Genomic DNA, 13,534 nt, shown 5'->3' on the forward strand with positions numbered 1-13,534 from the left:
CCAATTCGGGGAAGGTGGACTGGGAATCATGACGCAGTGGACTTCGGCGGTGGGGGCCGCTCAGCTCGCCCGCCTCCTCAACTCCCAGCAGGAGCGCCCCGCCGGGCCCGGCACGCGCCGCCCGCCCGCCTACCGCGCCCTCGCCGACGGCGTCCGGCTGCTGGTGCTCGAGGGCCGCGTGCCGGTCGCCGCGCGGCTGCCCGCCGAGCGGGAGCTCGCGCTGTCCCTGTCCGTCAGCCGTACGACGGTCGCCGCCGCCTACGAGGCGCTCCGGTCCGAGGGATTCCTCGAGTCACGCCGCGGAGCGGGCAGTTGGACCTCCGTGCCCGCCGGGAATCCGCTGCCCGCGCGCGGACTGGAGCCGCTGCCGCCGGAGGCCCTCGGATCCGTGATCGACCTCGGCTGCGCGGCGCTGCCCGCACCCGAACCGTGGCTCACCCGGGCCGTCCAGGGCGCCCTGGAGGAACTGCCGCCGTACGCGCACACCCACGGCGACTACCCCGCCGGACTGCCCGCGCTGCGCTCGATGCTCGCCGAGCGGTACACCGCGCGCGGCATCCCGACCATGCCAGAACAGATCATGGTGACCACCGGGGCGATGGGCGCGATCGACGCGATCTGTCATCTCTTCGCGGGGCGCGGCGAACGGATCGCCGTCGAGTCGCCCTCGTACGCCAACATCCTCCAGCTGATGCGCGAGGCGGGGGCCCGGCTGGTGCCCGTCGCCATGGCCGACGGGCTCGCCGGGTGGGACCTGGACCGCTGGCGCCAGGTCCTGCGGGACTCGGCACCGCGACTCGCGTACGTCGTGGCCGACTTCCACAACCCGACCGGCGCCCTCGCCGACGAGGACCAGCGGCGGGTGCTGGTGGACGCGGCCCGGTCCGCCGGGACGGTGCTCGTCGTGGACGAGACGATGAGCGAACTCCACCTGGACGACGACGGCTCGGCCATGCCGCGTCCCGTGTGCGGCTTCGACCCCGCCGGGTCCACCGTCATCACGGTCGGGTCCGCCAGCAAGGCCTTCTGGGCGGGGATGCGGATCGGGTGGGTGCGGGCCGCTCCCGACGTGATCCGCAGCCTGGTCGCCGCGCGCGCGTACGCCGACCTGGGCACGCCGGTGCTGGAGCAACTGGCCGTGAACTGGCTGCTCAGCACCGGTGGCTGGGAGCGGGCCGTGGAGATCCGGCGGACGCAGGCTCGGGAGAACCGGGACGCCCTTGTCGCCGCCGTACGGCGTGAGCTGCCCGAGTGGGAGTTCTCGGTGCCGCGGGGCGGGCTCACGTTGTGGGTGCGGACCGGCGGGCTGTCGGGGTCGCGGCTGGCCGAGATGGGCGAGCGGGTGGGAGTCCGCGTGCCGTCCGGGCCGCGGTTCGGGGTGGACGGTGCCTTCGAGGGGTATGTGCGGCTGCCGTTCACCGTCGGCGGCGCGGTGGCCGAGGAGGCGGCGGCGCGGCTGGCCGCGGCGGCGCGGCTGGTGGAGACGGGGGCCGGTGGGGGGAGCGAGGCGCCTCGGACGTTCGTGGCTTAGGGGAGCTCGCCGCGCCGGCCCCTGCCCGTCCCTGGGGGCTGCTGCCACCAGCCCCCGCTTTCGGCCCGAACGGCCTGGTCCTCACACGCCGGACGGGCTGATCTCCACGGGCAGGGGCTCCGCCTCCGCCGGAGTCGTCCGCGCCGGGAGGAGGTCCAGGACCGCCCTGCGGTGGGCCTCACTGGTCGCGTCGTCGTAGGGGTCCGGGGTGGCCGGGACCTGGAGACGCAGAACGGGGCCGGTACCCAGGCGGGCGTATCCCCGGCCGGGTGGCACGTCGCGGGTGGGAGTGGTGTGCGGGGGCGCGCCGAGCACCGCTTCCAGCTGGGCGGGGGACGCGGGACCGAGCACCACGCGCGCGCGGGTGTGCCGGCGGACGGCGTCGCTGAGGGAGTCGAGGCTCTCGAAGTGCTCGGCGACGACGACCGTGACCCCGGCCGCGCGGCCATGGCGCAGGGGGACCTGGAGGAGCGACTGCGGGTCGTCGCGGCCGTCCACGGCGCCGAAGTGCCCCAGGGCGCTCGGTCGGTCCAGCAGGATCCACAACGGGTGCTTGGTGTCGTCCGGCGCGGCCTGGCCGGCCTGCCGGGCGCGGTTCGCGGCGATGAGGCGCCGCTCCGTCTCGTGGGCGGCCCACTCCAGGGCGGTGAGCGCCCCGGCGAGCCCGCACTCGACGGCCAGGACACCTTCGCGGCCCGTCAGGCACGCGTACTCGCCGGTGCCGGCGCCCTCGACGATCACGACATCGCCGTACTGGAGACACTGAAGGGCGATCGAGCGCAGCAGCGTGCTGGTGCCGCTGCCGGGCTCGCCCGCGACCAGCAGGTGGGGCTCGGTGGAGCGGACACCGGTGCGCCAGACGACCGGGGGGACGTCACGCTGTTCCTCGCCGTAGGTGAGGGGGAGCGTGCGCTGGACGTCGGCCGGGTCGGTGAAGCCGAGGACCGTCTCGCCGGGTGCCGTCACGAACCGCTGGGCGGCGGTGTCCGTGGGTAGCGGCGGAAGGACCGTGATCCCCAGCTCGTTGCCCTCCTCGTCCCACTCGAAGTGGTATTCGCGGCCACGGCCGGACTTGGCGTGCAGGAGCTGCTCGATCCGCGCGCGGGACTCCGCCTCACCGTCGGTGAAGTACGCCGGGTAGCGCAGCAGGAGCCGGGACACCCGTCCGTCGTCGTCGAATTCGTACGAGGCGAAGGCCTTCTCCCAGTCGCCGCCGTGCGCATAGAGGGGAGCGGGGTCCTCGGCCGCGGAGAAGTACGGGACCAGGGCCTCGTACAGGGACTGGAGTCGCTGGGTCTGTGAGTCGTCGGGGCCGGTCGGCGCCGGCTCGACGCGTTCGCGGCCCGCCCAGGCTGCCGCCGCCATCAGCGTGATGGCGGCGAGCAGCGGTCCGTACGGCACCAGTGCCACGACCAGGACCACCGAGGCCACCAGGAACAGCAGTGGCCCGCGACGGTCCTTGGGCGTTTCGGCCCACTTGCGCCGTCCGGCAGCCGCCAGCCGGCGCAGTCCACGAGTGATCGTGATCAGTGGGTGGAGGACGTCGGTGGCGCTGTCGGCTGCCGTCCGGGCCAGATCCCGGCTTCGGGCGATCTCTGCGCTGCCGTTGCTCAGAATGCGGGGGAGAGGGCGCCGGGCCACTGCTGTCTCCTGATGGTGCGTACGAGAAGGGGGACGGACGTCAGAACTTGATCCCGCCGAGGAGGCCCGCGAGGCTCTCCCCGCCGGCCTTGATGCTCGGGGCGATGGCGGTGCTCGCCATGTAGAACCCGAACAGTGCGGCCACCAGGGCATGCGACGCCTTGAGTCCGTCCTTCTTGAAGAAGAGGAAGACGATGATGCCGAGGAGGACGACGCCTGAGATGGACAGAATCATTTGAGCTCTCCTGGTTCGTGGGGACAGTCACCATGAGTTCTTCCAGGATCACAGCATGTATCCATACGATAAAAGGTGCAATTAGGTGAATTTCGCTGGATTTCACCCGAGTGGCGGAGTCGTTCGGACCCCCTGAGCAGGTCTGCCGAGACGCCGAAGTCCGTTGTGATCTTTGCCGCAGGCGGTGCCGGTCATGTACCCCCGGAGCCAGTACTCTGGCGATTCACCCGAACGGTTGCAGAGAGGCGGTCCGGCCGATGAGTGAAGCCCCCGACCCGGAGGTCGTGGAGCTGGCGACCAGGATCTTCGATCTGGCGCGCCGTGGCGAGACCGAGGCACTGGTGGCGTACGTCGACGCCGGCGTCCCGGCGAACCTCACCAACGACCGCGGCGACTCGCTCGTGATGCTCACGGCCTACCACGGCCACGCCGACGCCGTACGCGCCCTGCTGGAGCGCGGCGCCGAGGCCGACCGCATCAACGACCGGGGGCAGACGCCGCTCGCGGGCGCGGTCTTCAAGGGTGAGGAAGCGGTGATCCGGGCGCTCCTGGACGCCGGCGCGGATCCGGCCGCGGGCACGCCCTCGGCCGTCGACACGGCCCGCATGTTCGGCAGGGCAGAGCTGCTCGAGTTGTTCGGAGCGCTCTGACTTGGCAGTTCTGACCAGGTAAAACGTAGAAAACGGGGGAGGCGGAGCGGGGCCGCCGGAAATGCGGTCGCGGCAGGAAGAACCGCTGGGTCATCATGACGTCGTGATTCACGGACGCGATGGCTGGGCAGGTGTTGCCGCACCGCGCGGGCCGTGAGACGGCCCGCATGGGCCCACTGACGAGAGGCAGAGGAAGATGGTCTACAGCAAGCAAGAGACGGCGGGCGCTCCGACGTGTTGTCACGCGGCCAGGTAAGGCAGGATCCCGGTTGCGTCGACGCTTGATGTGAGGCTGTTTCCCATGTTCGATCCGGTCATAGCGCCCAGCGGTACGCTGCTCGGCCTGCTCCAGAGGGGCCGCGGCGACGGCACGCTGCACGCGCTCACCGCACCGCGCGCCGAAGCGCTCGCGGCGCTCAACCACTGTGTGCTGCGCGACCCCCGCCACGACTGGCAGGTGGAGAACCGCTCCCTCTACTACGCCCGCCTCTACCTCGATCTGAGCGGTGAGCTCGACGAGATCGATCGGCATCTCTTCGACGTCGAGGACGTCCTCGACGACTGCGAGTCACGCACCGGGCTCGCCCTCGCGGTCCTCGGGCACCTGGCCTCCTACGGCAGGCAGGACGCGCTGAGACTGCTGCGCAGGTACGCCGCCGCCGGCACCAACTGGGCCTGGGCCCTCGACGAACTGGCCCTGCGCGACGACGACGCCGGCCTGCGGGCCCTCGCCGCCCCCGTGCTCGCCCGGTTCGCGGCCGACCAGGAGGGCGAGGCCGCGCTCGCCGCGACCGTGCGCGACGCGTTCGAGCCCCGGCCCTGGCGGCTGTGGGCCGACGATCCGCGCGAATCGATCGGCACGCGCGTGCGTGCCGCCCGGGAACAGGGCTCCTTCGACCGCTGGCAGCGCCAGATGCGACCGTCCGGGCCCCGCCCCGGCTGGAGCGTGCGAGCCGTGTTCGAGTGGGCCGAGCAGGGCATCGAACGGGGAGCCGCGCTCCATGTGCCCGCCGCCCGCTGCCTCAGCGCCGTCGCCGGCCCCGAGGACCGGCCCGAGATCGTCGAGGCCGCCCGCGACGGCGCCGACGGAGCCCGCAGTACCGCCCTGCGTTACCTCGCCGACAGCAATGATCCGGACGCCCTCGACCTGATCGAGGGGGCTTCGGCCACCGGTTCGGCGGCCGTCGCCGAGGCCGCCGTGGAGGCCTTCGAACGGATGCGGAGTATCGCCGCCGTCGACCGGGCACGGAGCTGGGCCCACCGGCCCGACGCCCTGGGAGCCGCCGCGGGCCGGATTCTCGCCTGCCGGGGCGGTACGCGGGACAGCGATCTGGTGCTGGGCGCGCTGCGCGAAGCCGTACGGGGTGAGGGCCCCGACGCCCCGACGCTGTGGACCCTGGTCGACGGTGCCGGACGGCTCGGCATCATCTGCGCCGCCCCCGTCCTGCGGCACGTGTACCGCGAGACCGCCTCGTCCCATCTGCGCGGGCGCGCCGCCCGCGCACTCGCCGCCACCGATCCGTCCTTTCCCGCCGGATTCGCCGTCGAGTGCCTGTGGGACTGTGAGGAGACCACCCGCGAGGTCGCCGCACGGCACGCCGAGACAGGTGACGCCCGAGTGGTGGTCCAGCTGCGCAGGCTGGCGGCGGATCCGGCCGAGGAGGCCGAAGTGCAGACGGCGGTACGGAGCAGAATCGGGCCGGACATGCCCGCCGTATGAACGTTCGGTGACTCATGAGCCGGAAAGTCGTGGACGCGGACTGACCTGGACGGGTGCGGAGTTCAACGCTCATGGGACGTTCCCCGTGCGGAAAGATCCACGTTGACGCGAGCACGTCCAGCGGGGCGACAACACGGGTATGCGTGTCGTCATCGTGACCGAATCCTTTCCCCCCGATGTGAACGGCGTGGCCCACTGCGCGCTTCAGACCGCCCGGCACCTCGTCGATCGCGGTCACGTTCCCCTCGTCGTCGCCCCGGCCACCGCCGCCGGGAGCGGGCCCGACGCCACCGCGCCGTGCCCTGTCGTCCGTATCCCCTCCATTCCGCTCCCGGGCTACCCCCAGGTCCGCGTCGCTCTCCCCAGCCGACGCGTCGCCGCGGCGATCACCGAACACCGCGCGGACATCGTTCACCTGGCCAGCCCCTTCATCCTCGGCGTCCGTGGCATGGCCGCGGCCGCCCGGCTCGGCATCCCCGCCGTGGCCGTCTACCAGACCGACCTCGCCGGTTACGCCCGTACCTACGTGGGTGCCGGCGAGGCCACCGCGTGGCGGCGCATCCGCTCCGTGCACGCCGCCGCCGACCGGACGCTGGCCCCGTCGAGCGTGGCCCTGCACGACCTGGAGGCTCACGGTGTGCCGCGGGTACGGCTGTGGGCGCGTGGCGTGGACACCGAGCGCTTCCGTCCCGACCGCCGGGACGAGGCGGTGCGCCGGGAACTGGCGCCGAACGGCGAGCTGATCGTCGGCTACGTCGGCCGGCTCGCCCCCGAGAAGCAGGTCGAACTGCTCGCCGGGGTCTGCGGTCTGGACGGCGTGCGCCTCGTGATCGTGGGCGACGGGCCGAGCCAGGCCGGTCTCACCGAGCAACTGCCCGGCGCGGTCTTCCTGGGGCGCCGCACGGGTGACGAACTCGCGCGGATCTTCGCCTCGCTGGACGTCTTCGCGCACACCGGCCCCTTCGAGACCTTCTGCCAGACCGTGCAGGAGGCCATGGCCAGCGGGGTGCCCGTCGTCGCGCCCGCCGCGGGCGGACCGCTCGACCTGGTGGCCCACGGGCGTACCGGACTGCTGGTGCCGCCGCGGGACGCCGCCGCCGTACGCGACGCCGTGCTGACCCTGGCCGCCGATCCGGGGCTGCGGGCCGCCTACGGCGCCGCGGCGCGCGACATGGTCGAGGGCCGTACCTGGGCCGCCGTCGGCGACCAGCTCATCGGGCACTACGGCGACGTGCTCTCGGCGAGGACGGTGATGGCGGCATGAGCCTGCGCATCGTACGGCTCGCCAACTTCGTCGCCCCCTCCTCCGGCGGCCTGCGCACCGCGCTGCGCGAGCTGGGCACCGGCTATCTGGCCGCGGGACACGAGCCGGTGCTCATCGTCCCCGGCGAGCGCCTCACCGACCGGGAGACCGAACAGGGGCGCGTCATCACGCTGCCCGGGCCGGTACTTCCCGGCACCGGCGGCTATCGCGTGCTCACGGACAAGCGGCGGGTCGCCCGGCTCCTGGAGTCGCTCGCACCCGACCGCCTCGAGGTCTCCGACCGGACCACCCTGCGCTGGACCGGCGTCTGGGCGCGGCGGGCCCGGGTGCCCGCCGTGATGGTCTCCCACGAGACCGCCGACGGGGTGCTGCGGACCTGGGGGCTCTCCGAGGGGATGGCCCGGCGCACCGCCGACGCCCTCAACGTGCGCACGGCACACACCTACTCACGTGTCGTGTGCACCACGGAGTTCGCCGAGCGCGAGTTCGTCCGGATCGGCGCGCGCAATGTCGTACGCGCCCCGCTGGGCGTCGATCTGGAGGGGCGGGACCCCTCGCTCCGGGATCCCGCGGTGCGGGCCCGCTACGCGCGCGCGGACCAGGCCCTGCTGGTGATGTGCTCCAGGCTGTCCGTCGAGAAGCGGCCCGGTACGGCGCTGGACGGTCTCGAGGCGCTGCTGCGGCGCGGACAGCGTGCGGTTCTCGTCGTCGCCGGGGACGGACCGCTGCGGGCCCGGCTCGAACAGCGCGCCCGGGAGCGCAGGCTGCCCGTCACCTTCCTCGGACACCTCGCGGACCGCGCGGCGCTCGGCGCGCTCCAGGCCTCGGCCGACGTCTGCCTGGCCCCCGGGCCCGCCGAGACGTTCGGGCTCGCCGCCCTGGAGGCGATGGCCTGCGGCACGCCCGTGGTGGCCAGTTCCCTGTCCGCCCTGCCGGAGGTCATCGGGTCCGCCGGGGCCACCGCCGCGGACAACGGGGACTCCTTCGCGGACGCGGTGCGGCTGCTGCTGGGGCGTCCCGAGTGCGAACGCCGGGAGGCGGCACGCGCGCGTGCCGAGTGTTTCGGGTGGAGTACCGCCGTAGAGGGCTTCCTCGCCGCGCACGACGCGGTGGCCGAGGTGCGGCCGCGCCTTCAGGAGGGCGTGGGATGAGCCCCCTTCGTTTCGTCGCCCTCGGGGACTCGCTGACGGAAGGGGTGGGCGATCCCGTGGGCGACGTGTGGCGGGGGTGGGCCGAACTGCTCGCGCGGGGGCTCGCCCCGGCGGACGCACCCGTGGACTTCATCAACCTCGCGGTCAGCGGCGCCCAGACGCGGGACGTGCTGGAGCGCCAGACGCCGGAGGCGATGGCCCTCGGCGCCGACGTGGTCTCCGTCGTCATAGGCGTCAACGACACCCTGCGGTACACCTTCGACATCCACTCCGTGGCCGCGCGGCTCGACAAGGTGTACGCGGCCTTCCGGGCCCAGGGAGCCGTGGTGATGACGGCCTGCCTGCCGGATCCCGGTTACATGCTCGGGCTGCCGGGTGCGCTGGCGCGGCCGCTGGCCCGGCGGCAGCGGGCCGTCAACGCGGTCGTGCACGCGCTGTCCGAGCGGCACGGGGCGCTGCATCTGCACGCGGCGGAGGAGGACTGGCTCAAGGACCGCGCGATGTGGAGCGCGGACAAACTGCATCCGGGGGAGCGGGGGCACCGGGCGCTCGCGCTCCGGTTCCACGCGCTGCTCGGGGAGCAGGGCGTCGCCACCGGGGTCCGGCCCTCGGCCGAACCGGAGTTTCCCGTGCCCACGCGGTCGGCCAGCCTCTGGTGGCTCGCCACCGCGGGGACCGGGTGGGTCGCCAGGCGGTGCACGGACCTGCTGCCGCAGCTCCTCACCCTGGCCGCCGCCGAAGTACGCCACAAGGCGCGCGGCACCAGCGCACGCCTGGACCTGAGCGCCTCGCATGCCGTGGCCGCCGCGCTGGCCGCCCTGTCGGTGACCGAACAACAGCCGGACGTGGCCTGAGGGTTCGGTCCCGCCCCAGGCCGCCTCATCGTCGTCGTACGGCCGTGAAGCGGACCGGTGTGCCGGGGACGGCCTGAGCCGCCGCCGGGAGGTCGGCCGGGCGGACGACGGCGATCACCGGGTACCCGCCGGTGGTGGGGTGGTCGGCCAGGAAGACGACCGGTCCGCCGTCGGGCGGTACCTGGACGGCGCCCAGGACCATGCCCTCACTGGGGAGTTCGCCGGGGACGGCCCTGTCCAGTGGGGGCCCTTCCGTCCGCAGGCCGATGCGGTTGCTCGCCGACGACACCCGGTAGGCGCGGGTGGTCAGGGTGCGCAGCGCCTGAGCGGTGAACCAGTCGTCGCGCGGGCCGAGCGTCACCCCCAGGACCAGTTCGGACGGCGGCCCCGGGTGCGGGACCACGTCCACGCGCGCGTGGGGCGCGCCGGGGAGGCCCATGGGCAGCACCATGCCGCCCCTGAGCGGCGGAGGGCCCAGGCCCGAGAGGAGGTCCGTGGAGCGGCTGCCGAGGACCGGCTCCACGACGACCCCGCCGGAGACGGCCACATAACTGCGCAGTCCCGCGCGCGCGGTGCCGACGTTCAGCAGCGCGCCGGCGGGAACGCGTACCGGCGCTCCCCAGGGCGCGGGGCGGCCGTCCACGGTGACCGGGCAGGGCGCGCCCGTCACCGCCACGGCGACCGCCGAACGCGGGCGCAGGGCACACCCGTTGAGCGTCGTCTCCAGGACGGCCGCTTCGGAGGGGTTCCCGACGAGACGGTTGGCCAGCGCCGCCGCGGGTCCGTCGAGCGCGCCGGACCGCGGTACGCCGAGGTGCGCGTGGCCGGGGCGGCCCTGATCCTGGACGGTCGTCAGGGCGCCGGCCCGTACGACGGACAGGGCCCGGTCGGTCATGAGCACCTGGTCGGTACGAAGCGGACCCGGGTGCCCGGGGCCAACAGCGCGGCCGGCACGCGCGCGTGGTCCCACAGCACCGCGTCCGTCGTCCCGATCAGCTGCCAGCCACCCGGCGAGGAGCGCGGGTACACGCCGGTGTAGGGGCCGGCGAGCGCCACGGAGCCCGCCGGAACCGTTGTCCGCGGGGTCGCCCGGCGGGGAACGTCGTACTTGGAGGGCATGCCCGTGAGGTAGCCGAACCCGGGCGCGAACCCGCAGAAGGCGACGCGGAACCCGGCCGCCGAGTGGATCTTCGATACCTCGTCGTCGGGGACGCCCCACAGGGCCGCGACGTCCGCCAGGTCGGGACCGTCGTAGCGTACGGGGATCTCGATGGCCTGCTCCGCGCGCGCGGGCAGCGGCGGGATGTCCCAGGAGGCGAGGCGGGCCGCCAGGCGCGCCGGGTCGTCCAGGCCGTCCAGAAGGACGGTGCGGGCCGCGGGGACGATCTCGGCGATCGACAGCGAGCCGTCCGCGCGGCGGCGCAGCAGTTCGGCGTGCAGGGCCTGCGCCTCGTCCCCGGAGGAGACCTCGACGAGCAGGGCACGGTCACCGACCGGCAGTGCCCTCATGCGAACGCCTCCACGCGGATGCCCGCGGACTCCAGCCCGGCGCGTACCCGGCGGGCCATGCCCACGGCGCCCGGGGTGTCTCCGTGCAGGCACAGGGAGCGGGCCCGGACCGCGACGCGCGCCCCGGAGTGCGAGGTCACGACCCCGAAGCGGGCCAGGCCCAGCGAGCGTTCGAGGACGGCGTCGGGGTCCGTGATCACCGCGCCGTCCTGGGTACGCGGCACCAGAGTGCCCTCCTCGGTGTACGCGCGGTCCGCGAACGCCTCGGTGACGGCGGGCAGTCCCGCCTGCTCGGCCAGTTTCAGGATGCGGGAGGACGGGAGACCGAGGACGGGCAGGGAGGCGTCCGCGAGCAGTACGCCCGCGACGACCGCCCTCGCCTGATCCTCGTCGTGCACGACGCGGTTGTAGAGCGCGCCGTGCGGTTTCACGTACGACACGCGTGACCCAGCCGCACGCGCGAAGACCTCCAGGGCGCCGATCTGGTAGGCCACTTCGGCCGTCAGCTCGTCGGGCGGCACATCCATCGCGCGCCGCCCGAAACCCGCCAGGTCGCGGTAGGAGACCTGGGCGCCGATCCGTACCCCGCGCTCGGCCGCCAGTTCGCACACCCGCCGCATGGTGGTCGCGTCCCCGGCGTGGAACCCGCAGGCCACGTTGGCGCTGGTGACGACGGACAGCAGCTGTTCGTCGTCGGTCAGGCGCCAGCGGCCGAAGCCCTCGCCCAGGTCGGCGTTGAGATCGATCGGTGTCGTCATGAGGTTCCGTTCCGCTCCGTCGTGCCGCTCAGGCCACTCGGTACTGTTCGTCACGGGTGTCCGTGACGAACATATGCCCCGGTGCGTGCGTGATGGCGAAAGGCGGCCGGGACGCCATCACGGCAGCCTGCGGTGTCACCCCGCAGGCCCAGAACACCGGGATGTCGCCCGGTTCGGCGTCCACCCGGTCGCCGAAGTCGGGGCGTGTGAGATCCCGGATACCCAGCCCCGACGGCTCACCGCAGTGCACCGGGCTCCCGTGCACGGCGGGCAGCAGACTGGTCTCCCGGATCGCCGCGGCCAGGTGCTCGGGCGGCACCGGGCGCATCGACACCACCATGGGACCGTGCAGCCGCCCGGCCGGACGGCACTGGCGGCCCGTCACGTACATGGAGACGTTGCGGCCCTGTTCGAGGTGGCGCATCGGTACTCCCGCCTGGCTCAGCGCCCACTCGAAGGTGAAGCTGCACCCGATGAGGAACGAGACCAGGTCGCCGCGCCAGTGGTCGAGCACGTCGGTCGGCTCTGCCACCAACTCGCCGTGTTCCCACACCCGGTAGCGCGGCAGGTCGGTGCGCAGGTCCGCGCCCTCGGCGAGCGGAGTGGTCCAGGAGCCGGCGTCGGTGACGTCGAGGACCGGGCAGGGCTTGGGGTTGCGCTGACAGAACAGGAGCATGTCGTACGCCCAGTCGGCGGGCACCGAGATCAGGTTCGCCTGGGTGTGGCCCGCGGCGACTCCGGCGGTGGGACCCGCCAGACCCGAACGGAACCGGGCGCGCGCCTTCTTGGGGGTCCACGCGTGCGCGTGGCTGTCGAGGAGGTTCAACGGGCGGTCCCGGGGGGTCTGGGTCACGGGGATCACAGGGGTCGTGGCAGTCACAGGAGTTCCTTCCCTCGGGTCTCGGGGAGTCCGATCAGCGCCAGCGCCGCGAGGGCGTATCCGATGGCGCCGAAGACCAGCGCACCGCCCACTCCCCAACTGTCCGCCAGGAAGCCGACGGTGGTGGGGAACACGGCGCCCACGGCGCGCCCGGTGTTGTACGTGAAGCCCTGCCCCGTGCCGCGCACCGCGGTCGGGTACAGCTCGCTGAGGAAGGAGCCGAAGCCGCTGAAGATGGCCGACATGCAGAAGCCGAGCGGGAAACCGAGCACGAGGACAAGGGTGTTGGCGCCGCTCGGGATGTTGGCGTACACGAGGATGCACACCGCCGAGAGGATCGCGAAGAGCAGGATGTTGCGCTTGCGGCCCAGTTTGTCGGTGAGGTAACCGCCGGTGAGGTAGCCGATGAAGGCCCCGGAGATCAGAAACGTGAGGTAGCCGCCGGTGCCGACGACGGACAGTCCGCGCTCCGTCTTCAGGTAGGTGGGCACCCAAGTGGCCAGGGTGTAGTAGCCGCCCTGGACGCCGGTCGACAGCAGCACCGCGAAGAACGTGATCCGCAGGAGACCGGGGTCGCCGGCCGACGCGGGCTTGAAGATCGCGGTGAACGAGCCCTTCTTGGCGCTCTTCTTCCGCACGGCGGACGCCTCCGGGGCGTCCTGCACCCGGCGCCGCACCCAGACGACGAGCAGTGCGGGCAGCGCGCCGGTCCAGAACATCACGCGCCACGCGAGGTCGTCGTCGAGGAACTGGAAGACCATCGTGTAGACGATCACGGCCAGTCCCCAGCCGACGGCCCAGGAACTCTGGACCGCGCCGAGCGTGCGACCGCGGTGCCTGGGACTCGCGTACTCGGCGACCAGGATCGCGCCGACCGCCCACTCACCGCCGAAACCGAGCCCCTGAAGGGCGCGGAAAACCAGCAGGGTCTCGTAGTTGGGCGCGAAACCGCAGGCCACGGTGAACACCGCGTACGTGATCACGGTGATCATCAGGGCCTTGACGCGCCCGATCCGGTCGGCGACCACACCCGCGATGGCGCCGCCGATCGCCGAGACGACCAGCGTGACGGTGGTGAACAGGCCGGTCTGACCGCTGTCGAGGCCGAAGTACGCCGCCAGCGCGACCATGCTCAGCGGCAGCGTGAAGTAGTCGTACGAGTCGAGGCCGTAGCCGCCGAACGCGCCGGCGAAGGCGCGGCGGCCACGCGGACCGAGGGCGTGGAACCAGGCGAACGGGCCGTCCTGGGGGGTGGGTCCGGCCCCGTCGGGCCGGTCTTCGGCGGCCAGGGCCTGGGACGGAGGGGTCGTGCTCATGGGCACCTCACAGAGAGGGACGGAG

General features: G+C 73.1%; 13 protein-coding genes. 6 read left to right on the forward strand and 7 right to left on the reverse strand.

All coding sequences use genetic code 11. From position 1 onward, the window contains the following. Positions 1-28 precede the first annotated feature (28 nt). Positions 29-1,531 (forward strand): PLP-dependent aminotransferase family protein, encoded by a 1,503-nt coding sequence (locus ACIBLC_RS36320; RefSeq protein WP_399215698.1) that lies wholly within the window; start codon positions 29-31, stop codon positions 1,529-1,531. An 81-nt stretch (positions 1,532-1,612) separates the two neighbouring features. On the opposite strand, the gene ACIBLC_RS36325 is transcribed toward ACIBLC_RS36320, so the two are convergent. Both ACIBLC_RS36325 and ACIBLC_RS36330 read right to left on the reverse strand, forming a co-directional pair. Beyond that, positions 1,613-3,172: an ATP-binding protein gene (locus tag ACIBLC_RS36325; protein ID WP_399215699.1), complete on the reverse strand. Its 1,560-nt coding sequence runs from the start codon at positions 3,170-3,172 to the stop codon at positions 1,613-1,615. A 40-nt stretch (positions 3,173-3,212) separates the two neighbouring features. Beyond that, positions 3,213-3,407 carry a hypothetical protein gene (locus tag ACIBLC_RS36330; RefSeq protein WP_383682928.1) on the reverse strand — a complete coding sequence of 65 codons (195 nt, stop codon included), beginning with the start codon at positions 3,405-3,407 and terminating at the stop codon, positions 3,213-3,215. Positions 3,408-3,664: 257 nt separating this feature from the next. Between ACIBLC_RS36330 and ACIBLC_RS36335 the strand changes: the two genes are divergently transcribed. The 5 genes from ACIBLC_RS36335 (at position 3,665) to ACIBLC_RS36355 (ending at position 9,046) form a co-directional block, all read left to right on the forward strand. Next, the gene (locus ACIBLC_RS36335; protein WP_399215700.1) at positions 3,665-4,057 is read left to right on the forward strand and encodes an ankyrin repeat domain-containing protein; all 393 of its coding nucleotides are present in this window, start codon (positions 3,665-3,667) and stop codon (positions 4,055-4,057) included. Between the two features lie 301 nt (positions 4,058-4,358). Further along, on the forward strand, positions 4,359-5,777 hold the full coding sequence (locus ACIBLC_RS36340) for a HEAT repeat domain-containing protein (RefSeq protein WP_399215701.1): 1,419 nt from the start codon (positions 4,359-4,361) through the stop codon (positions 5,775-5,777). Positions 5,778-5,916: 139 nt separating this feature from the next. After that, positions 5,917-7,041: a glycosyltransferase family 4 protein gene (locus ACIBLC_RS36345; RefSeq protein ID WP_399215703.1), complete on the forward strand. Its 1,125-nt coding sequence runs from the start codon at positions 5,917-5,919 to the stop codon at positions 7,039-7,041. After that, positions 7,038-8,192 (forward strand): glycosyltransferase, encoded by a 1,155-nt coding sequence (locus ACIBLC_RS36350; RefSeq protein WP_399215704.1) that lies wholly within the window; start codon positions 7,038-7,040, stop codon positions 8,190-8,192. The genes ACIBLC_RS36345 and ACIBLC_RS36350 overlap by 4 nt, the downstream gene beginning before the upstream one ends. Further along, entirely contained in the window at positions 8,189-9,046 is an 858-nt protein-coding gene (locus ACIBLC_RS36355; protein WP_399215705.1) for an SGNH/GDSL hydrolase family protein, read from the forward strand. Before ACIBLC_RS36350 ends, ACIBLC_RS36355 begins: the two co-directional genes overlap by 4 nt. A 25-nt stretch (positions 9,047-9,071) precedes the next feature. Here the strand turns inward: ACIBLC_RS36355 and ACIBLC_RS36360 are convergent, their stop codons facing one another. From ACIBLC_RS36360 to ACIBLC_RS36380, 5 genes are read right to left on the reverse strand one after another with little or no spacing between them, the layout of a single operon-like run. Then, a complete protein-coding gene (locus ACIBLC_RS36360) occupies positions 9,072-9,941 on the reverse strand; it encodes a biotin-dependent carboxyltransferase family protein (RefSeq protein ID WP_399215706.1) in 870 nt (289 codons plus the stop codon). Then, positions 9,938-10,555: an allophanate hydrolase subunit 1 gene (locus tag ACIBLC_RS36365; RefSeq protein WP_399215707.1), complete on the reverse strand. Its 618-nt coding sequence runs from the start codon at positions 10,553-10,555 to the stop codon at positions 9,938-9,940. Before ACIBLC_RS36365 ends, ACIBLC_RS36360 begins: the two co-directional genes overlap by 4 nt. Continuing rightward, positions 10,552-11,313 carry a LamB/YcsF family protein gene (locus ACIBLC_RS36370; protein WP_399215708.1) on the reverse strand — a complete coding sequence of 254 codons (762 nt, stop codon included), beginning with the start codon at positions 11,311-11,313 and terminating at the stop codon, positions 10,552-10,554. Before ACIBLC_RS36370 ends, ACIBLC_RS36365 begins: the two co-directional genes overlap by 4 nt. Before the next feature lie 28 nt (positions 11,314-11,341). Continuing rightward, positions 11,342-12,193: a putative hydro-lyase gene (locus ACIBLC_RS36375; protein WP_399215709.1), complete on the reverse strand. Its 852-nt coding sequence runs from the start codon at positions 12,191-12,193 to the stop codon at positions 11,342-11,344. After that, the gene (locus ACIBLC_RS36380; RefSeq protein ID WP_399215710.1) at positions 12,190-13,509 is read right to left on the reverse strand and encodes an MFS transporter; all 1,320 of its coding nucleotides are present in this window, start codon (positions 13,507-13,509) and stop codon (positions 12,190-12,192) included. The genes ACIBLC_RS36375 and ACIBLC_RS36380 overlap by 4 nt, the downstream gene beginning before the upstream one ends. Positions 13,510-13,534 lie beyond the last annotated feature (25 nt).

It is taken from the genome of Streptomyces sp. NPDC050535, from assembly GCF_044457665.1.
GTDB lineage: Bacteria > Actinomycetota > Actinomycetes > Streptomycetales > Streptomycetaceae > Streptomyces.